This is a genomic window from Candidatus Competibacteraceae bacterium, assembly GCA_016699715.1.
Classification (GTDB): Bacteria; Pseudomonadota; Gammaproteobacteria; order Competibacterales; family Competibacteraceae; genus Competibacter.
The window spans coordinates 3,446,004-3,467,615 of sequence record CP065007.1 but is presented as its reverse complement, the minus strand read 5'-3'; the positions used below and the strand labels follow the sequence as shown (position 1 = coordinate 3,467,615).

Below are 21,612 nucleotides of genomic sequence, written 5' to 3'. Positions count from 1 at the left end.
CGAAAACCTATTCAGAATTGGTATCAACTCGGTTGTTGAAATTGTTGCCGAACGATGGCCCGACTTGACTCTTGAACTCGATGGCGGCAACCAAGCGCCCGTTGTTCATGACCAACACATCCCAAAGTTTGGTGGGGCGGAAAAAACCGGGAAGCGTGAGCACTCGGCGTTGCAAGCAAATATCGGCCTGTTCCAGGCCGTTCAAACGCACGATATCCCGAGTCAGGGACAGAAAACCATCCATGTTTTTCCCGGCCGTGACCCCAGCCCGCTCGCCCTGATCGGCTCCACCACTCTCTCGCTGCTTCCGGCGGGCAAGCTCACGGTTTCCCCAGAATGCCTTGATGGCTGCTCGGGCTTTGGTTGGGTAATCGGCCAAATCAAGCGTCATGCGTTGTCCCGTGCGCCGTTACCGCCTATCGCCGCCCGCTCTTCGGCGGTGAGTCGGTACAAGTCGAAAGCCGCATGGTTGCATGTCTCGACATCGCCTGCCCGGACCGCATCCACCAGCATTTGGCGGATGCTTTCCGGTACATCACGCCAGCGCGGGAGCCTGATCCGTCGGAGGTATTGGGCCTGAAATCGCAGATAGCCGCCCCGCATCCGGGTTGAGTAGATCGACACGAAGAGTTTGGCGATACCCGACTGGAGCACCGCTTGCAGCGCCTGCAAATCCCATTCATCGGAGGTGATGAAATACAGGTTGTGGTGCGGGTAGAAATGGCCGGCTTCGTACACAATGTGAGCGTCTCCCTTGATGTCGGGGATGAGCAGCTTGGGCTGGCTGGTTAGGTCCGGGTTGATTCGATCAATGGTTCGGTACCAGCTCTTGGGGTTCCGTTTCGCGCAGTGCCGCTGGCGCATCACATCGGCGTGTCGCTCGAAATAGCGCGCAAGCCGAGGATAGTCGGCGAGCGCGACCAGGGAACCCTCGTTGCGGAACGGGTTGATGACGCCAAGCCCTCGCCACTCCACGTTTCCACCCTGAATATCCCGAGTCTTGACCAACGGCAATTTGCGGTCCGGTTCCACGTCCAGTCGATCAAATGGACCAATGAACACCGTATCGGCGCCGGTGGCGACTCCGATTCCGACCAGCAATTCTCATTTTGGCGATGACTCGCTAGAGTAGCCGCCTCCCTTGACTGGAAGTACCTTGATGAGCGTACCGTTTGGTCGCGCCGTCCTGACGTTGGACGACATTACGAAACAAATCCGCCGGACCTTCGAGCAGTTTACCGATCCGCGCCGGGGGAAGAACACGCGCTACACGCTGGTGGACGCGGGGTTGAGCGCCTTCTCGGTGTTCTTCATGCAGAGTCCGTCGTTTTTGGAATACCAGCGCAGCCTGGACCAGCGGGTGGGTAAAAATAACGCGCAGACCCTGTTTGGGGTCCATCAAATCCCGTCGGACAATCAGATTCGCCACTTGCTGGACGCCACCGAACCGGGGCAGGTAACACCGTTGTTTTCCTTTCTGTTCCAGGCGTTGCATCAGGCGGGCGTGGTGGACACTTATCGTTCGGTGAACCAGACCCTGCTGCTGGCCTTCGATGGGGTGCAGTATTTTTCCTCGGCCGCGATTCATTGCCCGCAGTGCGCGGTCCGGCAGCACCCCAACGGCGCGGTGACCTATAGCCATACCGCCCTGACCCCCGTCCTGGTGAAGCCGGGGTTGGACAAAGTCATTCCGCTGGCGCCGGAATTCGTCCGTCCGCAGGACGGCGCGGAGAAGCAAGACTGCGAACTCAACGCCGCCAAGCGCTGGCTGGCCGCATGGGGGGATGACTATAGCCCGTTGAAGATCACCCTCCTGGGCGACGATTTGTACTGCCACGAACCGTTCTGCCGCGAGGCGGTGAACCGGGGCCTTGACTTCATCCTGGTGTGCAAACCCGATTCCCATGCCATCGTCGCTGAGTGGTTGGCGTTTCTGGAGCGGGGCGGCGCCGTCAAAACCGTAGTCCGCCGGCGGTGGACCGGCCAACGGCGCGAGATCGACACCTATCGCTATGTGCAAGCGATTCCCCTGCGCGATGGGGAGGATGCCCTGTTGGTCAACTGGTGTGAGCTCACCACCACCGATGAAAACGGCAACGTGTTGTATCACAACAGCTTTGCCACGTCCTTGGCACTCGATGACCGCCAGGTGCCCGAGGTCGTCGCGGCCGGGCGCAGCCGGTGGAAAATCGAAAATGAAAACAACAACACCTTGAAAACCAAAGGCTATCACTTCGAGCACAACTACGGCCACGGCCAGCGGCATTTGTCGTCGGTGTTGGCCAGCCTCATCATCCTGGCCTTTCTGGTCCATACCGTGCTGGAGTGGATGGACGACCCATACCAATTGCTGCGCCGGAAACTGCCTTCCCGACAACGCTTGTTCGGTGATATCCGCACCTTGACCAGTTACCTGTGTTTCGAAAGCTGGGAAGCCTTGATGGCGTTCATGCTGCAAAGCTTCGAGCCGGCTCCCCTACAACCCGAAACCGGGTGAAATCACCAAAATGAGAATTGCTGGATTCCGACCTTGCAGCCGGCCTCTTCCAAGGCGGGGAAATCGGCCTCGAGACGACGTGCGATGGCTAGCCGATCAAAGGATTGCAAGATCCAGGGATCGCGGCTTTTGGCAACGCCCGCGATCTCCACGATACCGCTGCCTTCGGGAGCAGAGGTGGCGCGCAGGGCTTGAGCCAGTTTCGCCAGGGTGTCGCGGTCGATCCGGGGGCGGTGGGCGATGCGCGTCGGGCCGGGCGTTTCCCGCTTGATGAGAGTGATGGCGGGATAGGCGATCACCTCGGCATCGAACGCGGGCGTGTCCACCATGTCGATGTAGCACGCCAGATGGTATTGCCCCGCGACCAGTGCCCGCAGCGGCGCTCCGTATTTATTCTTCATCCACCGGTCGGCGCAAATAAAACTCAGCGCACCGCCCGGTTGGAGGTGGGTGAGGCAGCGTTCGATGAAGGGGACGTACAAATCCGCCCGGTCGTAGATCGTGCGGTATCGCGCCCGGTATTGGGCCATCAGCACGTCCGGGATCAGTTCTTGGCGGACATACGGAGGGTTGCCCACGGCGTGAGTGAACGTATGCGGAAGATCGATCAGGAGGAAATCGCCCTCGACAACCCATCTATCCAGAAGCTGGTGGGCATCCTTCGTGGATACTCCGTGCTGGCGGAGTGCGGTCAGGAGTTGGGGGCGGGTGCGTTCGATACTGTCGCCATGCACTTCGACGGCGCGAACGGTGGCGGAGAGGTCGGCAACGATTGTGAAATGGTTTTGAACCTGCGCCCGGTAGGCGGTCAACAGGCGTTCCACGATGGGCAGGAGAAAACCGCCGTCGCCGAAAGCGGGCTCGATCAAGCGAAAACGATGCAACGGTTGATCGGTGGTATAGCCGACCAGATCGAGCATGAAATCGACGACCTCGCGTCGGGTGAAAACCACACCGCGTTCTTCCGAATTCCTGTCGCCGGAGGGGCAGGTGGATTCCGAAGGATCGAGAAGGGAAAGCGCGAGTTGGTTCACTTTGAATACAAGTCAGCCGTAGCTCTTATAAAACGCTTCCGCCGCGAACTTCACAAATCCTTCGATCCGATCCTGACTGCGGCTGATCACCTGCCAGGGTCCCAGCCGTGCAACTTCAACTTGCAGGTCTTTCGCGGTCTTGCTGCTACAGCCCAGAATGTCCTGAATGGCGCTGGCGGACACGCCGTCGCATTGGAACAGATAGGCGAATTCCAGCAACTCCTGGAAGTTGAAGAATTTCTGTTGGTAGTCGTTGGGGGACTGCGAGGCGAAGAACACCACGACGCCCTTGGAGCGGCCTTCACGGATAATGCGCTCCAGGAACAGGTTTTTCTGGTTTAGGTAGTTGTGCGCTTCGTCGATTACCAGGATGGTGCGGATCGTGCGCCGGCTGTTTTCCACCGGGCTATCCGGCAATACTGTCATTTCCTTGTATAACCGCTCGATCACCAGATAGGCGACCAATTCCTTGAGCACCGGCATGGCGTGAAGGTCGATCAGTAGCGTCCGGTTGGTCAGGCGTTCCAGCGGTGCGGTTTCATCGCCATGTTTCCAGAATAGATTGAAGGTAGAGAGGTCGCGCAGGATTTCGATCAGACTATCGGCGCTCTTGCCCTGGTCTTCATACATCCGGTCGGCGATGGCCAAAATGTCCTGCAAGTCGGGATAAGGCATGTCGGTTTCGGCGCGCTGGGCATAGCCGGCGCGGATGGCTTCGGTCAACGCGCCTTTTTGCACCACACCCAGCTTGGCGCTGATCGAGGCGAAACTTTCCGCTTTCTCGCGGGCGGATACATTGATGGTCTGTTCGTCATAGGTGGGTAGTACGAAGGGGTTGATCGGCAGGTTCTGGCCGCTTTGCAGCAAGCGGTAGGGCTGCACCTTGGCGAGATCGAGAAAGCGCGGGTTGCCGACCACATCACCCTTGTAGTCGAAGTAGATAAAGTGAGTCTGAAAGTTGGACTGGATGCGGATGTCGGTCAGGATTTTCAGCAGGAACTGGGTCTTGCCAACCCCCGGTTTGCCCATGATCGCCAGGTGAGAGTTGGCATGTCGAGCGGTGTTGTTCAGTTCCACGATCACGTTCTGGTTTTCCAGCGCCGTGCGGCCGATCAGCAGTTCCAGCTCGCGGCCCATGAGTTCGCGTCGCCCCTCGAATTCGACGGCTTCCAGCAATCGTTCGATCAGTGAACCGGCATCGCATCCGCATTCGTTGAACCACTGTTCGAGATGGGCGCAACCTCGGTCGATGTGGTTTTTGACGATGGAGCGGTTGGAGAACCATTCCTCATCGGGGATATCCGGCCGCTCATGGGCATGGGCGATCAGAGCCTGGATGACCGGGCCATCGGAACCCAGAAAACTCGACCGGCGGATTTCGCCGCCGCTGAAATTCACGCTCGGTGGAACATCCTTGCCATCCAGCGCCAGCGACAGGCAGCAGGCCAGACGCGCCAGCACCGCTTTGTCGAGCTTGGTTTCCAGACGGAGCGCGTTCAAAACCTCGTCGGCGGCCATGGAAGTCATGAGACGGTCGGCCATGACTCAGTGCTCCCAGAAGTAGCCGGGCTGAAAAGCGGTTAATTCCTGACGCGGGTCGAAGACCAGCATCCCGGCACCGGACAGGTAAGGCTCGAGTTGCGCGTAATAGGTGGCGTCCACTTCGGTGTCGGTGGAGAGAATGACCACCTGTTCCCCAGCATTCGGGAAATAGTCGTGGACGATGTGTTGGCGGTGGCTGCTATCGAGGCGGGATAGCGGAGTGTCGATGATGATCGGCAGCCGCAACTGGCTGGTTTGCGCCAAGCCCCAGAGCAGGGAAATGGCGAAGATTTCCTTTTCGCCAGCGGACAGTCCCGATTTGCGAATGGCGGAGCCGTGACGGTCGTGCAGCGAGACTTCGTAGGTTTTGGGGTCGATCAGCAAGTCCTTGATGAGGCCGCTTTTGCTGGATAGCTGGCGGTACATCTCGAAGGTTTTCTCCTGCAACAGGTGAACCTTGTTCTGCCGCAAGCGAACGATGAACTGGCCGAGCAGGCTGGCGATGGTGTCGCATTCGGCAATGAACTCGGCCTTCTCCCGCGAGACGTGGTGGCGTTCGTAGAGTCGGGAGATTTCCGTTTCGATTTCACGCAGCCGCTTTTCCAGATTCAGAATATCTTCATTCAGCAGCCGTAGTTGTTCGGATTTGCGCCCGATCTGGGTAGAGCAGCCTTCCATTTCAGCCTGAAGCTGCTCGAACAATTCGCGTTCGTTGGCGCTGCTGGCGCTGGGTTGCAGGGTGCTGTCAAGTCGCTCGATTTCAGCATCCAGATTGCGTTTTTCGTCGAGGAGGGATGTGATGCGGAAAATATCGCTACTTTCGACTTCCTCAATGCGGTGCAGGATGCGGGCAGCTTCCCGTTCGGACAGATTGAGCACGGCGCGGGCTTCGTTCAGACCCATCCCCTGTTGCAGCAGCTTGAGGATGCGTTGCTTCAATTCCGTCCGCTGTCCGGCGTTCAGGGGGACGCGGTAGAGCGGTTCCGGTTCTTCCACCGCTTGAATTAGTGTTTGAGTGAGAGCAGCGGCGTTGTCGCGGATAGCGTCCTGCTGGATCGAGCCGCGTTCCGCTTCGATCCGTCGCTTGAGACCGCCGAACAGTTTGCCGGCCACCGCCAGCGGCAGGATTTTTTCGCACAGGTTTTTGATTTCATTGTCCACCTGGCCGAGACGGTTGGATGCCTGGATGCGTTTTTTTTCGTTCTCCCGCATCGTTTCGCGGGCTTCGGGTTCGGTGTGGAACGTCGCCTGGAAACGCTTTTTGGCCTCGTCGTATTGCTGCCGGAAGGCGTCCAGATCTTCCTGCGCTTCGGTGCGTTCCTTCTTGCGTCGTTCCAGTTTGCCGCGCTCCTTTTTTAGTTCGCTCTGTTTGAATTCCAGATCGGCATCGGAGATATCGACGTGTCCCAGACGTTCCTGGTTCTTGATGTAGAGGAGGTCGTCGGTCAGGCGGTTGATAAATTCGATGCCCAGCGCCGCTTCCAGCGAACTCTTCAAGCGCACTTCGGAGTGATCGTCGGCGGCGATTTCCTGGATTTTCTCGCCGTCGAAAAAGAAAAATGGGGTGATGCCGGGCGGAATCAGAGCGCGGATGAAGTCTTGCCACATCTGTTTGGTCTGGAAGGACACCCGCTGGCCGTCGCGGATCACGACAAGCCTTTCTTCAAGGTCTTTGGGTTTGGGATTGGGGGTTGCGCCGGCGGACCAGGCGCGTTTGACGATGATTTCCACGCCTTCGTCGGTTTCCAGCGTGAGTTCAAAGGCGACGCTCAAATTACCGGCGGCTTTTTCCTGGCGGTTGATGGCGTTGAAGATCAGGTCAGCCTTGGCGCCGTACAGGCAGAGGTTGATGGCTTCCATGAACGAGGTTTTACCCGCACCGTTCATGCCGCCGATCAGGAAGATGCTTTTGCCGTCCTGGCTGGTGGGAAAGAGGATTTCAGTGGAGTAGCGGAAGGATTTGTAGCCTTCAATGGCCAGTCGATTGAATCTCATGGTGGGTTCTTAGAGTTAGATAGTTGTATAACCCTTTGTTTTTTCAAGACCAGAAGCGTAGTCTGGGTTGAGTTCCCAATAGCCGAATTTGGAATCGTTACGCAGGAGTCCTTCCCTAATCATGGCTGCACGTTCCCAGCGCGCATTATTTTCCCAAACGATTGCTCGACCATCGCTCCGTGTTTCAAGATCTCTTGGTGTTAACCGATCCTTCAACATCTCTTGTATTCGTTCCAAGACATCAGAAGTGCGTGCAGAGCCGCCAAATTCCTTGAGCGCTTGGATAATATACCCTCTGAGAACCGACTGCGGAGTTACCGGCTCGTCGCTATTTCGTGGACGACGCTGGTGCGGGGTCGATTTCTTCTGCGGCTTTCCTTCTGATCGCGGCTTGCCGATTGCTTCTTCGATTATCTCCAACGCTTCGGCAAGACTGTCGCCCAGCTTCCTGAGTTGCCGTTCAAACTGGTCTTGGTGGCCGATTTCGGCCACCAAGTTCATCTTCGTCTGCCGCAGGCTATCGGGAACCGGCACCCGCTGTTTTTCCAATTGCTCGATAGCCTTGGCGACCGCCCGCAACTGCGCTTCCTGTTCGGCGGTATCCGGGCGCTGTTCGATAAGATGCTGGACAGATTTTTGAACCAGCGCCAGCAGGACTTCAGGATTCTCGATCAGTTCCTGTTCATCCATTGGTTATGGCTCCGGGTTCGCGGCGGACGTGGGGTAGTGGGTACTGAGGATGTCCTTTAGAGCATTGTAGACACCAGCGCGACGGCCCTTGAATTCGTACTCTCGCACTGTCTTCAGAAGTTGCAGCACCTTGGCTGCGCTCACGCCGTGCTGCTGGCAGAGTTCTTCAAGGAGTCGCTGGTCTTCTGGCGGCAGCTTCATGATTCGGGACTCCCGGTGATTGATGCCTCAAAACCACATCCAGCATCTGATGCACGAATTTGACATGGAACGATTGTAACACCAGAACCCGAATCGACAGTTCCACCATGACACTCCCGCAAGGCGCGAGGTCACTCAATCTTCGGAACCGGCCGGACGATGCCCGGCGCCACATAATTGTCCGTTTCCTGAGACCACCACCAGTACGGCGAACAGCAGACAGGCCACCACGCCATAGCCCAGCAGCCAGGGCAGGGACGCCTGGAACACGCCTTCCTCGCTCATCGGCGAGCCAGCCGAGTCGCGCAGCATCGCCAAAAGGCCCGCATACAGCAGACCGAGCGCGCCATAACCCAGATTAAACACCAACCCCTTGAAGCTCAGCACCGTCGCCCGTTGGGCGGAATCGGTGACGGCGTTGAGGTAGTGGCTGACCAGATAGCCGGTCAACAGCAGCGCGCCGTGGATCAGCGCCACCGGCACCAGTCCCAGCCCGAACGGCAGTGCCAGCGCCGCGCCGGCCAGCCCCAGCAGGCAGAGCACGGCGAGCAGCGCGAAATTGAAAGCGGGCGAACGGCGGCTCAAGGCCGGCGCCAGCCGGGCCAAGGCGACACCGAGCAAGGCGATGCCGGCCCCGATCAGGCCAAAACTGGCATCCGGCAGGCCGATCAGGCGGAAATAAGTGCTGTTCAGGGTCACGAACAGCCGGGCGAGATGATCGAACAGCATCCCGCCGGCGATGATCACCCAGGCGAACGGCGTCGCCAGAATCCAGCGGCCGGCGCCCAGCGTCGCGCGCAGTGCCTGGCCCACGGTCGCCGACCATGTATCGGAGCGGGCTGGCCGTCCATCCGGTTCCGTCATCCCCAGCGCCGCCCACCATGCGCCGAGGGCGGTCGCCAGCGTCAGGTACAGCGGAAAACGCATGGTGGTTTGCGGATCGAGCGCCACCTCCCAGCCTAGTCCGCCCAGCAATGCTTGCAGGGCCGCCGCGTCGTACACGAACGCGCCCAGCGCCAGCGCCGCCACGAAGGCCAGCGAGTTCCAGCGCATCAGCGTCGCCAGCACTTTTGGCCAGTCGGCCGCCCGTCCGCACGCCTTCAGGCTGTCGTAGGCCAGTGCCTCGTCGGCGCCGCTGGCCAGCGCCTCGGCCAGGCCGCTGAGGACGCGGTTGAGCAGGAACGCGGCGAAGATCAGCGGAGGATGGCCCAGCGGCACGAAGCACAGCAGGGCGATTTCCACCACCATGATCGCCCCGGCCGCCACCACCAGCGCCCGTCGCCCCACCAGGTCCGCCAGTGCCCCGGACGGCACCTCGCAGCACACGATGGTCGCGGCCCAGACCGCGTTCAGCACGGCGAACTGGCCGACGCTCAGGCCAAAATCGAGGAACAGCACCGCGAAAACGGGATAGTAGAAGCGCACCCCGAACAGCAGCCGGAACGCCAGAAACCGGCGGATGTTGGGGATGGCGAAGGGCGAAGCCGGAGTCGGCGGCGGGCTGGCGATGATGGTCGTAACGCCTAGCCGTTGCCGCGCCCGTACACATCCTCGAAGCGGACGATATCGTCCTCGCCCAAATAACTTCCCGATTGCACCTCGATGATTTCCAGCGGAATCTTGCCGGGGTTGGTCAAGCGATGCTGGACGCCGACCGGAATGTAGGTGGACTGATTTTCGGTCAGCAGGAACTCCTCGTCGCCCCGGTGAACACGAGCGGTGCCGCTGACCACCACCCAATGCTCGGCGCGGTGGTGGTGCATCTGCGCGGAGATGCAGGCGCCGGGCCGGACCATGATGCGTTTGACCTGAAAGCGCGCATCCAGATCGATTGAATCGTAGCAGCCCCAGGGACGATAGACCTTGCGGTGCATGGAGCCTTCCGGGCGGTGGCTGGCCTTGAGCCGATCGACAATGGCCTTGACCTCCTGCACCCGGTCCTTGCTGGCCACCAGCACCGCATCGGCGGTTTCGACCACCACCAGATGCTCGACGCCCACGGTGGCGACCAGCCGCGAGGCGGCATCAATGTAGGAATCGCGGGTGTCGATGTTAATGACGTCGCCGCGCTCGATGTTGCCGTCGGCGTCGTGCTGGCCGACCTCCCACAGTGCCGTCCAGGAGCCGACGTCGTTCCAACCCACCGCCAGCGGCATCACCACCGCGTGCGCGGTCTTTTCCATCACCGCGTAGTCGATCGAATCCTTGGGACAGGCGGCGAAGGCTTCCGGCCCCAGCCACAGGAAGTCCCGGTCGGCCTGCTCGGTCGCCAGCGCCTGCTGGCAGGCGGCCAGCATCGCCGGAGCGAAGCGTTCCAGTTCGGCCAAAAAGGTCGAGGCCCGGAACAGGAACATGCCGCTGTTCCAGTAGTAATGGCCGGAATCCAGGTAGCTCCGGGCGGTGGCGGGATCGGGTTTCTCGACGAAGCGATCCACCGCGCAAATGCCGGAGTCGTCCAGCGGCGCGCCGGCCTTGATGTAGCCATAGCCGGATTCCGGCGCGCTGGGGACAATGCCGAAGGTGATCAGCCGGCCGGCTTCGGCGTGAGGGACGACCCGCCGCACGGCGGCTTGGAAACCGGCAACATCGGCGATGACATGATCGGAGGGGAGCACCAGCAGGATCGGGTCGTTGCCGGCGGCTTGGGCGTGCAGGGCCGCGACCGTGACCGCCGGCGCGGTGTTGCGGCCGACTGGTTCCAGCACCACCGCCGCCGGCTGCACGCCGGCGGCCCGCATCTGCTCCGCGACCATGAAGCGGTGTTCCTGGTTGCAGACCACCAGTGGCGCGGCGACATCGGCCAAACCGGCCAGCCGCAACGCGGTGTTTTGCAACATGGTGTTCTGATCCACCAGCGGCAGGAACTGCTTGGGATAGGCTTCGCGCGACAGCGGCCACAACCGGGTACCGCTGCCGCCGGACAGAATGACGGGGACGATCATGCTTGTTCACCTCGGCCGATGGCGTAATAGACGAAGCCTTGTTCGCGCAGATAGTCGGGATCGTACAGATTGCGGCCGTCGAAGATCGCCGGCTGTTTGAGCGTCTGGCGGATGGCGGCGAAGTCCGGGCTGCGAAACAGAATCCACTCGGTCACGATCACCAGGGCATCGGCGCCGGCCAACGCGTCCATGGGCTGCTCGCACAAGTGAAAATCGGGCCGCTCGCCATAGAGGCGCCGGGCCTCGCCCATCGCCGCCGGATCGTAGGCGCGCACCGCGCAACCGGCATTCCACAACGCCTCCAGCAGATTGCGGCTGGGTGCTTCGCGCATATCGTCGGTGCCCGGCTTGAACGCCAGCCCCCAGACGGCGAAGGTCCGTCCGCGCAGTTCACCTTGGAAGTGGCGCTGAATCTTGGCGAACAGCACGTTCTTCTGCCGCTCGTTGACCGTTTCCACCGCTTGCAGCAGCGCCGCCTCGTAACCCGCCGCGCGGGCGGTGTATTCCAGCGCCTTGACGTCCTTGGGAAAGCAGCTTCCCCCGTATCCCGCGCCCGGATAGATGAAGTGGTAGCCGATGCGCGGGTCGGCGCCGATGCCCACCCGTACCTTTTCGATGTCGGCGCCGAGCCGCTCGGCCAGGTTGGCGATCTCGTTCATGAAGCTGATCTTGGTGGCCAGCATGGCGTTGGCGGCGTACTTGCTCAGCTCCGCCGAGCGCACATCCATTTCGAGCAGCCGGTCGCGGTTGCGGTTGAACGGCGCGTACAGGTTGCGCAACTGCACGGTGGCGCGGTGCTCGTCGCTGCCGACGATGATGCGGTCGGGGCGCATGAAATCCTGGATCGCCGCGCCTTCCTTGAGAAATTCCGGATTGGAAACCACCGAGAACGGAATGTCCCGGCCGCGTTCGGCGAGCACTCCCGCGATGGTCTCGCGTACCACGTCGGCGGTGCCCACCGGTACGGTGGACTTGTTGATCACCACCCGGTACTCCTCCAGGTGCTGGCCGATGGAGCGGGCCACGGCGCGCACATGTTGCAGGTCGGCGGAACCGTCCTCGTCGGGCGGGGTGCCGACGGCGATGAACTGGAACAGGCCATGCGCGACCCCTTCGGTCACGTCGATGGTGAAGCGCAGCCGACCGGCGGCGCTGTTGCGTTGCACGACTTCGTCGAGGCCCGGTTCGTGAATGGGAATTTCACCGCGCTGGAGCATCGCCACCTTGCACGGGTCCACATCCACGCACAACACGTCGTTGCCCACCTCGGCGAAGCAGGCGCCGGTAACCAGCCCGACATAGCCGGAGCCGAAGATCGTAATTTTCATGCGTGCGACACTTTCCGTAGGTTGAAAAATGCGGGTACTTGGAGTTGGTGACGACTGGATCGTACCAACGATCCTAAAACAACATTGAGACTGTAGCATAGCAATCAGGACCGCTTGATTTTGCTAGAATCACCGACCATGGATATTTCCTGGATACTCGACGATCTCAACGAACCCCAGCGCGCGGCGGTCACGGCGCCGCTGGGACCCTTGCGGGTGCTGGCCGGGGCCGGCAGCGGCAAAACCCGGGTGCTGACCCGGCGCATCGCTTGGCTGTTGGCGGTGGAAAACGCCTCACCCTGGTCGGTCCTGGCGGTGACCTTCACCAACAAGGCCGCCGCCGAAATGCGCGGCCGGGTCGAGGAACAGATGGATCAAGTGGTTAGCGGGCTTTGGATCGGCACCTTTCACGGTATCGCCCACCGCTTGCTGCGCCAGCACTGGCAGGAGGCCCGATTGCCGCGCGCCTTCCAGATCCTCGACAGCGACGATCAGACCCGGCTGATGAAGCGGGTGGTGCGCGGCCTGAACCTGGACGAGAAAAAATGGCCGCCACCGCAGGCCGCCGGTTTCGTCAACCGCTGCAAGGACGAGGGCCAGCGCCCGGCCGATCTGGCCGGCGACGATCCGGTCCAGCGCCAGTACCAGCGCATCTACAGCGTCTACCAGCAGGAATGCGAGCGCGGTGGGCTGGTGGATTTCGGCGAGCTGTTGCTGCGCGTTTACGAACTGTGGCGCGACAACCCGGAATTGCTGGCGCATTACCGGGAACGGTTCCAGCATGTGCTGGTGGATGAATTCCAGGACACCAACACCATTCAATACCGATGGGTGCGGCTGCTGGGCGGCGGCCGGGGCGACGTGTTCATCGTCGGGGACGACGACCAATGCGTTTACGGCTGGCGGGGATCGAAGGTCGAGAATATTCAACGCTTCGCCGAGGATTTTCCCGGCGCGCAAACCATCCGCCTGGAGCAGAACTACCGCTCCACGCACAACATTCTGAAAGCCGCCAACGCCCTGATCGCGCAAAACACCGCCCGACTGGGCAAGAATCTGTGGACCGCCGACGCCGACGGCGAACCGATCCAGCTCTACAACGCCCTCCACGAAGTGGACGAGGCGCGTTTCGTCGCCGGGCGCATTCGTCAGTGGGTGGAAGCGGGCGGCCGCTACCGCGACGCGGCGATTTTGTATCGCTCCAACGCCCAGTCGCGGCTGTTTGAGGAAACACTGATCGGGATGGCGATGCCCTACCGCATCTACGGCGGGCTGCGCTTCTTCGAGCGCGCCGAGATCAAGGATGCGCTGGCCTACCTGCGGCTGGTCGCCAACCGCGACGACGATCCCTCCTTCGAACGGGTGGTCAACACCCCACCGCGCGGCATCGGCGAGCGCACCCTCGATTTACTGCGCGAGGCCGCGCGCGCCAAGGGTGATTCACTGTGGCAAGCCGCTATGCAACTGCTGACGGACGGCGGGCTGAGCGGGCGGGCCGCCAACGCCGTGCGCGGTTTTCTGAACCTGATTGAGACACTGGACCGCGATAGCCGCGACCGGCCGCTGCCCGGCCGGATGGAGCATGTCGTTACCCACAGCGGCTTGTTGGCGATGTACGAGCAGGACAAGGGCGACAAGGGCGAGATGCGGGCCGAGAACTTGCAGGAACTGATCAAGGCCAGCGGCGATTTCACCACCAACACCGATCCGGTCGTGGTCGGCGCGGACCCGGACGAGCCGGACTGGCTGAACGCCTTTCTCGCCCACGCCGCCCTGGAATCCGGTCAGGGGCAGGGCGCGGCCGGCGAGGACTGCGTGCAATTGATGACGCTGCACATGGCCAAGGGCCTGGAATTCCCATTGGTGTTCCTGGTGGGGATGGAAGAAGGTCTGTTCCCGCATAGCCGCTCGATCGCCGAGCCGCGCCAATTGGAGGAGGAACGGCGACTGGCCTATGTCGGGGTCACCCGCGCCCGCCGTCAGTTGTATGTGTCCTACGCCGATCGGCGTACCTGGTACGGCCGCGAAAACTACCCGTCCCCCTCGCGCTTCGTCGGCGAAATCCCCGAGGAACTGACTCGCGACGTGCGCGCCCGCGTCAAGCGGCCGGCGAAGATTCCGGCGCCGGTGCCTCGGACTACCGCCGGTGGGGCCGCTCCCGCCGGTCTGCGGCCCCGGCAGCGGGTGCGCCACGCCCGCTTCGGCGAAGGCGTGGTGCTGGAAGTCGAGGGTGCCGGCTATCATGCCCGGGCGCGGATCGATTTTCCGGCGGCGGGTGGCGCCAAGTGGTTGGTGGTGGCCTACGCCAAGCTGGAAACACTGTCATGAGCCCACTGGATTTCACTACACCGGTTTCCCGTCCCACCTCGAAAGCCGATCCTCAGTCCAGTCCATCATCCCGACCGCGTGTCCCGCCGCATCGGCTGGGCCTCAAGGAGGTGCTCGACGAGCTGGTGGCCGACGGGCTGGTGGCCAAGGCGGATGCCGATCGGGCTGGACTGGGTGTCCGGTCGGAAGGCCCTGATCTGCATCCGCTGGTGGTGATCGCCAACAAGCAGTTGCGCCAGCTTCAGCCGCCGCATCAGGTGCTGAGTCTGGAGCTGTTGACCGAGTGGCTGGCCGGCAAGGTCGGGCTGCCGTATCTGCGCATCGACCCTCTCAAACTGGATATCGCCGCGGTCGAGCGGCTCTTGCCGTTTATATCCCACGAGTACGCCGCCCGCTACCAGATCCTGCCGGTCGAGGTGGACGCGACCCGGGTGGTGTTCGCCACCACCGAACCCTATCTGAGCGAGTGGCAGGACATCCTGCGGCAGACCCTGCGCAAGGAGATCGAGCGAGTTATCGCCAGCCCGCTGGATATCAACCGCTATCAGATGGAGTTCTATGGCGTGTCGCGCTCGGTGCGGGGCGCGATGCAAGGGTCGCTGGAACCGGCTTCCGGCATCCTCAATTTCGAGCAGTTGCTGGAACTGGGCCGGCGCGGCGAGATGAGCGCCGACGAACGGCCGATCGTGCAGATCGTGGACTGGCTATTGCAATACGCCTTCGCCCAGCGCGCCAGCGACATTCATCTGGAACCGCGCCGCGAGCAGGGCCAGATCCGCTTTCGCATCGACGGTGTGCTGAATGCCATCTATCAGTTGCCGCCGGTGGTGATGAGCGCGGTCACCAGCCGCATCAAGATCCTGGGACGGATGGATGTGGCCGAAAAACGTCGCCCGCAGGATGGTCGCATCAAGACCCGCACCCCGGCCGGCCGGGAAGTCGAACTGCGGCTGTCCACCATGCCTACCGCCTTCGGCGAAAAATGCGTGTTGCGAATTTTCGATCCGGACACCGTGACCAAGGGCTTCAGCCAGCTTGGCTTCGCACCGGCCGAGGAAGCGGTGTGGCGCAAGATGATTGCCCGGCCGCACGGCATCGTGCTGGTGACCGGTCCGACCGGCTCCGGCAAGACCACCACGCTGTACACTACGCTCAAGCAGTTGGCGGTTCCGGAGGTCAATGTCTGCACGGTCGAGGATCCGATCGAAATGATCGTGCCGGAGCTTAATCAGATGCAGGTACAGCCGGCCATCGATCTGACCTTCGAACAAGGCATCCGCACCCTGCTGCGGCAAGATCCCGACATCATCATGGTCGGCGAAATCCGTGACCTGGCGGCCGCCGAGATGGCGGTGCAGGCGGCGCTGACCGGGCATCTGGTGCTGTCCACCCTGCACACCAACGACGCCGTTTCGGCGGTGACCCGTCTGCTCGATCTGGGCGTGCCGTATTACCTGATCCAAAACGTGCTGATCGGAGTCATGGCGCAGCGCTTGGTACGCACGCTCTGCCCCTATTGCAAGGCGAGCGGCCAGATCGAGGACGGGTTGTGGGAGGCGCTGGTTCGGCCCTGGTCGTTGCCGAAACCCGCTACCGTCGGCGTGCCGCAAGGTTGTTCGGAATGCCGCAAGACCGGTTATCTGGGCCGCGTGGGTTTGTACGAACTGTTGATGGTGACGCCGGAGCTGCGTCGCTTGTTGCGGGCGGAAACGGACGAGGAGGTCATGCGGCGCGGTGCCTTCGAACAGGGCATGCGCCCGCTGCGGATCAGTGCCGCCTGTCAGATCGCCGCCGGCCTGACCACTTTCGAGGAGGTCATGCAGACGCTGCCCCCGCTGGATGAAGAATAGGCGCGTTGCTTTTCCTGGTTAATACACATTGTTTTTTTTGACCAACGTGTTGCGGATAATACACAATAGCCCCGTTATAACGCGGTTTTTGCTTCAGCATCCACATACGCAATCGGTTCAATAACAACAGGAAACGCATCATGTCTTCGAAACTGGTTAAAAGCGCGGTGGCGGCGGCCCTGGCGGGTGCTTTGCTGGCGGGTGCGGCGGCGCAAGCCTATGAAGCGGGCGATTGGCTGGCTCGGGCCGGTGCTTGGGGGGTGTTTCCCAAATCGGACAACTTGAGCAGTGTCCTGGGTCAGCCCGGCGTCGATCTCAGCGTGGACGACGGTTATAGTTTGGGTTTTAACTTCACCTACATGGTGAGCCCCAACATCGGTGTTGAGTTGCTCCTCGCCTTGCCGTTCAAGCACGACATTGAGCTGACGGGCGTCGGCAAGGTGGCCAATACCTTCCAGTTGCCCCCGACACTCTTCGTGCAGTATCACTTCATGCCGACCAGCAACATTCGCCCGTATGCCGGTATCGGTCTGAACTACACCTTTTTCTGGAATGAAAAGACCACCGGCGCTCTGTCCGGTACCAGCCTCAAACTGGATCCTTCCTGGGGTCTGGCGGGAGAATTGGGGGTCGATATCGATGTAGCGCCAAACTGGTTCATGAACGGCGTCGTGGGCTATATGGACATCGACACCAAGGCCAAGCTGAACGGAGCCAGTCTCGGTACGGTCGCGATCGATCCCTGGGTGGTCGGCATCAACATCGGTACCCGTTTCTAATCGCGAACCTCTATTGCGGCGGCGGGAGAGGCGGCGTTTCCTCCGGCCGCCGCATTCGTTCAGGCGATTTTTTCCGGATACCCCAACGCTTGCAGCGCCGCGCGCAGTTCCGCTCCAATATCCCCTTCGGCCTCCACGCTCACCCGGCCGGTTGGCACGTCTACCGTGACTTCCTTGATCCGTGCATCCTTGCTCAAGCCGGTTTGAATCGCGCTGGCACAGCCGCCGCATTTCACATTTTGAACCAGAAGCTCGACTTTCATTTCAGCCATCCTCATGACGGTGGTGTTCTTGACGGGCGGGAGTGCCCTGGGCATTTCGAGGACAGGGATTTCCGAATACTCGGTCGCCCGGTTCTCCCGCTGAGTATCGCCGAAATGAGTGGTGGAAGCGTGGACCGCCGAGATCAATCCCCCTGCCGCTGACGCGGCGCCTCCCTATTTTCAAAGGGGGATTGGGGGGATTTCCACTCCTGAGTCGACCACAACGCAAAGCGAGTTGCTTATAAAAAGCAATTGGTCTTTTCGGGCGTCATGAACCGGCTAATATCGTTTCCCGATAGGTTTTGTTTTTTTCGGAGGCCAATAACCACCCTGTTCGTCATACCCGCGAAAGCGGGTATCCCGTTTTTCAGCGGCGGCCTGGATTCCCGCATTCGCGGGAATGACGAAAACCTATTCAGAATTGGTATAACGCTTTCAGTCGCCGCAGTTCGGCCAGAGCCTGTTTCGGCGCGAGCGCGTCAAGATCGAGTTCCGCCAGCGCGGTGACCACCGGATGCGTCGCCTCGCCGAACAGCGACAGTTGCGGGGTCGCCGCCGACCGGCCCGTCAACTCTCGCCGCAGCATCCGCCGTTCCAGCAACCGCAGTCGCTGGCGAGCCTGCTGGATTACCACCGGCGGCACACCCGCCAGCGCCGCCACTTGCAGGCCATAACTGCGGCTGGCCGGCCCATCCTGGACCCGGTGCATAAAAACAATGGACTCGCCGTGCTCCACCGCATCGAGGTGGACGTTAGCGATGCCGGGCTGCTCCTCCGGCAGTCGGGTCAGCTCGAAATAATGAGTGGCGAACAGAGTGAAGGCGCGCACCGTGCCCGCCAGGCGCGCCGCGCAGGCCCAGGCCAGCGCCAGCCCGTCGAAGGTGCTGGTGCCACGACCGATCTCGTCGATCAATACCAAACTGTGAGGCGTCGCGTTATGGAGGATGTTGGCGGCCTCGCTCATTTCCACCATAAAGGTCGAACGGCCGCTGGCCAGATCGTCGGAAGCGCCGATGCGGGTAAAAATCCGGTCGATGGGACCGATTACCGCCCGCTCGGCCGGCACGAAGCTGCCCAGATGCGCCAGCAGCACGATCAGCGCGGTCTGGCGCATGTAGGTGGACTTGCCGCCGAGATTGGGGCCGGTCACGATCAGCATCCGCCGCCGTTCGGGTTCGAGTTTTAGATCGTTGGGCACGAACGGTTCGTCCAGCACCTGCTCGACCACCGGATGGCGACCGGCTTCGATCTCGATCCCCGGCCGCTCCACCAGTTCCGGCGGGTTCCAGCGCAAGGCGGCGGCGCGTTCGGCCAGATTGGCCAGCACGTCCAGCTCCGCCAGAACCGCGGCGCTGGCCTGCAAGGCGGACAAACGGGCAATCAACTGGTCCAGCAAGGCATCGTAGAGCGCCTTTTCCCGCGCCAGCGCCCGTTCCTGGGCGCGCAGGACCTTGTGCTCGAATTCCTGCAATTCCGGAATAATGTACCGTTCGGCGCCCTTGAGGGTCTGGCGGCGCAGATAGTCGGCCGGCACCGCTGGCGACTGGGCGCGGCTAACTTCGATGTAGTAACCATGCACCCGGTTGAACCCCACCTTAAGATTCTGGATGCCGGTGCGTTGTCGTTCCCGTGCTTCCAGCTCCACCAGAAACCGGTCGGCGTGTTCGCTCAATTCCCGCAACTCGTCGAGTTCGGCGTCGTAGCCGGCGGCGATGACGCCACCGTCGCGCAACACCTGTGGCGGGTTGGCGATGATCGCCCGCTGTAACAGATCGCAAGTTTCGGGATGCGTCCCGGCGCGACCGGCGAGGTCCTGCAACAAACCTGCATCCAGCAGACTGAGCAAGCGTTGCACATCGGGCAAGCGGGCGAGCGCGTCGCCCAGAGCGATCAAATCGCGCGGGCGGGCCGATTTCAGCGCCACCCGCGCCAGAATCCGTTCCACGTCGCCGACTCCGCGCAGCAGACCGCGCAGATACTCGTAGCCGCCGTTGTCCAGCAGTTGCCGCAAGCTGTCCCGCCGCTGGCCAAGCGCGTTCCGGTCGCGCAGCGGACGATGGGTCCAGCGCCGCAACAAGCGTCCGCCCATCGGCGTCACGCAACGGTCCAGCAGGCCGATCAGGGTGTGTTCGTGACGGCCGCTCAGACTGTGCTCCAGCTCCAGGTTACGGCGGCTGGCGGCGTCCAGGATCACGCTGTCCTCGTGCCGCTCGACCCGCAATCCGGTCAAATGCGGCAATGCGCCGCGCTGGGTGTCCTTGACGTATTGCAGCAGGCAACCGGCGGCGGCCACCGCGACCGCTTGATCGGCGCAGCCGAAGCCGTCCAGATCGCGCACCCCGAATTGGGCGCACAGCGCGCGCACGGCACTGTCCCGGTCGAAATGCCAGGGCGCCTGCCGGCGCAGACCGGGATGGTCGCGCCAACCCTCGGGCGGGCCAAGATCCTCGCCGATCAGCAGTTCGGCCGGTTTCATGCGTTCCAGCTCGTTGCCCAGCGCCGCCTCGCCATGCACCTGCATGATGGTGAAGCGACCACCGCTCAGGTCGAGGCTGGCCAGTCCGTAGGTCTGCTTGACCTGGTGCAGCGCGACCAGCAAATTGTCGCGGCGTTCGTCCAGCAGCGCTTCGTCGGTCAGGGTGCCGGGGGTGACGATGCGCACTACCCGCCGCTCCATCGGCCCCTTGCCGGCGGTGGGATCGCCCATCTGCTCGCAGATCGCCACCGATAAGCCCAGTTTGATCAGTTTGGCCAGATAGCTTTCGACCGCGTGAAACGGCACGCCGGCCATCGGGATGGGTTGACCGGCGGATTGGCCACGGCTGGTCAGGGTGATGTTGAGCAGTTCGGCGGCGTGGCGGGCGTCGTCGTGGAACAGTTCGTAAAAATCCCCCATCCGGTAAAACACCAGAATGTCGGGATGTTCGGCCTTGATGCGCAGGTATTGCTGCATCATCGGCGTGTGCTGGGATAAATCCTGAGTCTCGTCGTTCATCGCGATCATCCGCGGGACGTTAAAAGTGGCGGTCGGAGCGGTCAGGCCAGCCGGTTCGGGTTGGAAGCGCCGCTGATTGCCGTTTGCACTATAGTACCTGAGTGCCATGCGCCGCCCCCAAACCCAGGGAGAAGCATTGTGTCGTCACCGAATCCAGCCCAGCAGAACCTTTATGAACTCGCCACCCAGGTGGGCAGCACCCTGCATGCGCGCAAGCGAATCCTGGCGGTCGCGGAATCCTGCACCGGCGGCTGGATCGCCAAATCCGTCACCGACATCGCCGGTAGTTCCGGTTGGTTCGACCGGGGTTTCGTCACCTACAGCAATGTGGCCAAGACTGAGCTGCTCGGCGTGCGGGAAGCGACCCTCGCCCGCCACGGCGCGGTCAGCGCCGAGGTGGTGGCCGCGATGGTAACCGGCGCGCTGGAACGCAGCCGCGCCGATATCGCCCTCGCCGTCAGTGGCGTCGCCGGCCCCGACGGCGGCACCGCCGACAAGCCGGTGGGTACGGTCTACCTGGCTTGGGCGTCGCGGGGCGATCCGACCCACATCGTGCGCCAGCATTTCGACGGTGATCGCGATGCCGTGCGCCGGGCAACCGTCGCCGCCGCCCTGCAAGGAATACTGGATGTGCTTGCCCACCGGGGATGAACGCCGGCTGTTCCTGGCGCTCTGGCCGGGCGACGCCGAGCGCCGGCAACTGGCGGAGCAGGCGGCGGCCGTCGCCGGACGCCGGCGAGTGCGCGACGCCAACCTGCATTTGACCCTGGTGTTTCTGGGCGCCACCGATGCCGCCCGCTTGGCGGCTTACGAAGCGGCCTTGAGCGATTTGGCGGTGCCGACCCTGGAGTTGACCCTGGACCGATATGGCTACTGGCCGCGACCCCGCATTCTGTGGCTGGGCGCCAGCCGCACCCCGCCGGCGCTGTACGAACTGGTGGCCGAGCTACACCGCCGGCTGCGCGGTTGCGGCTTTGCCCCCGAGCGGCGGGCGTTCCAGGCCCATATTACCCTGGCGCGCCAGTTTTCCGGTCCGGCCCCGACTCAACCCCCCGCCGTACCGATCCGCTGGCGGGTCGGCGAGGTGGCGCTGGTCGAGTCGCAATCGTCGCCGGAAGGTTCGTGCTATCGGGTGCTGCGCCGCTGGCCGGGGGGCTAGGTTCGATCG

18 protein-coding genes are annotated in these 21,612 nt (G+C 62.1%); 6 read left to right on the top strand and 12 right to left on the bottom strand.

Translation table 11 applies throughout. The features are described 5' to 3' along the window. Positions 1–7: 7 nt before the first annotated feature. Together IPM89_15670 and IPM89_15665 are read right to left on the bottom strand one after the other, a co-directional pair. Positions 8–391, bottom strand: a complete 384-nt coding sequence (locus IPM89_15670) for a hypothetical protein (GenBank protein ID QQS54215.1) — start codon at positions 389–391, stop codon at positions 8–10. Next, positions 388–1,101 (bottom strand): hypothetical protein, encoded by a 714-nt coding sequence (locus IPM89_15665; protein QQS54214.1) that lies wholly within the window; start codon positions 1,099–1,101, stop codon positions 388–390. The genes IPM89_15670 and IPM89_15665 overlap by 4 nt, the downstream gene beginning before the upstream one ends. A gap of 100 nt (positions 1,102–1,201) precedes the next feature. Here IPM89_15665 and IPM89_15660 point away from each other — a divergent pair, with 100 nt between their 5' ends. Then, positions 1,202–2,497 carry an ISNCY family transposase gene (locus tag IPM89_15660; protein QQS55973.1) on the top strand — a complete coding sequence of 432 codons (1,296 nt, stop codon included), beginning with the start codon at positions 1,202–1,204 and terminating at the stop codon, positions 2,495–2,497. A gap of 2 nt (positions 2,498–2,499) precedes the next feature. Here IPM89_15660 and IPM89_15655 read toward each other — a convergent pair whose 3' ends face one another. The 8 genes from IPM89_15655 to IPM89_15620 all read right to left on the bottom strand — a co-directional run bounded on the left by IPM89_15655 (position 2,500) and on the right by IPM89_15620 (position 12,229). Then, positions 2,500–3,531 carry an Eco57I restriction-modification methylase domain-containing protein gene (locus IPM89_15655; protein QQS54213.1) on the bottom strand — a complete coding sequence of 344 codons (1,032 nt, stop codon included), beginning with the start codon at positions 3,529–3,531 and terminating at the stop codon, positions 2,500–2,502. Positions 3,532–3,543: 12 nt separating this feature from the next. Continuing rightward, a complete protein-coding gene (locus IPM89_15650; protein QQS54212.1) occupies positions 3,544–5,073 on the bottom strand; it encodes a DndE family protein in 1,530 nt (509 codons plus the stop codon). A gap of 3 nt (positions 5,074–5,076) precedes the next feature. Next, positions 5,077–7,068, bottom strand: a complete 1,992-nt coding sequence (gene dndD, locus IPM89_15645; GenBank protein ID QQS54211.1) for a DNA sulfur modification protein DndD — start codon at positions 7,066–7,068, stop codon at positions 5,077–5,079. Positions 7,069–7,083: 15 nt separating this feature from the next. Next, positions 7,084–7,758: a winged helix-turn-helix domain-containing protein gene (locus tag IPM89_15640; GenBank protein ID QQS54210.1), complete on the bottom strand. Its 675-nt coding sequence runs from the start codon at positions 7,756–7,758 to the stop codon at positions 7,084–7,086. A 3-nt stretch (positions 7,759–7,761) separates the two neighbouring features. Next, on the bottom strand, positions 7,762–7,959 hold the full coding sequence (locus IPM89_15635; GenBank protein ID QQS54209.1) for a hypothetical protein: 198 nt from the start codon (positions 7,957–7,959) through the stop codon (positions 7,762–7,764). Between the two features lie 135 nt (positions 7,960–8,094). Continuing rightward, a complete protein-coding gene (locus IPM89_15630) occupies positions 8,095–9,384 on the bottom strand; it encodes an MFS transporter (protein ID QQS54208.1) in 1,290 nt (429 codons plus the stop codon). A gap of 98 nt (positions 9,385–9,482) precedes the next feature. After that, positions 9,483–10,901 (bottom strand): mannose-1-phosphate guanylyltransferase/mannose-6-phosphate isomerase, encoded by a 1,419-nt coding sequence (locus IPM89_15625; GenBank protein QQS54207.1) that lies wholly within the window; start codon positions 10,899–10,901, stop codon positions 9,483–9,485. Continuing rightward, the gene (locus IPM89_15620; GenBank protein ID QQS54206.1) at positions 10,898–12,229 is read right to left on the bottom strand and encodes a UDP-glucose/GDP-mannose dehydrogenase family protein; all 1,332 of its coding nucleotides are present in this window, start codon (positions 12,227–12,229) and stop codon (positions 10,898–10,900) included. The genes IPM89_15625 and IPM89_15620 overlap by 4 nt, the downstream gene beginning before the upstream one ends. A 138-nt stretch (positions 12,230–12,367) precedes the next feature. Between IPM89_15620 and uvrD the strand changes: the two genes are divergently transcribed. The 3 genes from uvrD (at position 12,368) to IPM89_15605 (ending at position 17,186) form a co-directional block, all read left to right on the top strand. After that, on the top strand, positions 12,368–14,557 hold the full coding sequence (uvrD, locus tag IPM89_15615) for a DNA helicase II (protein QQS54205.1): 2,190 nt from the start codon (positions 12,368–12,370) through the stop codon (positions 14,555–14,557). After that, the gene (gene tadA / locus IPM89_15610; GenBank protein ID QQS54204.1) at positions 14,554–16,407 is read left to right on the top strand and encodes a Flp pilus assembly complex ATPase component TadA; all 1,854 of its coding nucleotides are present in this window, start codon (positions 14,554–14,556) and stop codon (positions 16,405–16,407) included. The genes uvrD and tadA overlap by 4 nt, the downstream gene beginning before the upstream one ends. Positions 16,408–16,547: 140 nt before the next feature. Then, entirely contained in the window at positions 16,548–17,186 is a 639-nt protein-coding gene (locus IPM89_15605) for an outer membrane beta-barrel protein (protein ID QQS54203.1), read from the top strand. A 59-nt stretch (positions 17,187–17,245) separates the two neighbouring features. Here IPM89_15605 and IPM89_15600 read toward each other — a convergent pair whose 3' ends face one another. Next, positions 17,246–17,449, bottom strand: coding sequence for a heavy-metal-associated domain-containing protein (locus IPM89_15600; GenBank protein QQS54202.1), 204 nt, complete (start codon positions 17,447–17,449; stop codon positions 17,246–17,248). A gap of 415 nt (positions 17,450–17,864) precedes the next feature. Continuing rightward, positions 17,865–20,444: a DNA mismatch repair protein MutS gene (gene mutS / locus IPM89_15595; protein ID QQS54201.1), complete on the bottom strand. Its 2,580-nt coding sequence runs from the start codon at positions 20,442–20,444 to the stop codon at positions 17,865–17,867. A 138-nt stretch (positions 20,445–20,582) separates the two neighbouring features. On the opposite strand from mutS, the gene pncC reads away from it, so the two are divergent. Continuing rightward, on the top strand, positions 20,583–21,095 hold the full coding sequence (pncC, locus tag IPM89_15590) for a nicotinamide-nucleotide amidase (protein QQS54200.1): 513 nt from the start codon (positions 20,583–20,585) through the stop codon (positions 21,093–21,095). Beyond that, a complete protein-coding gene (gene thpR, locus IPM89_15585) occupies positions 21,073–21,603 on the top strand; it encodes an RNA 2',3'-cyclic phosphodiesterase (GenBank protein QQS54199.1) in 531 nt (176 codons plus the stop codon). The genes pncC and thpR overlap by 23 nt, the downstream gene beginning before the upstream one ends. Positions 21,604–21,612: the final 9 nt, after the last annotated feature.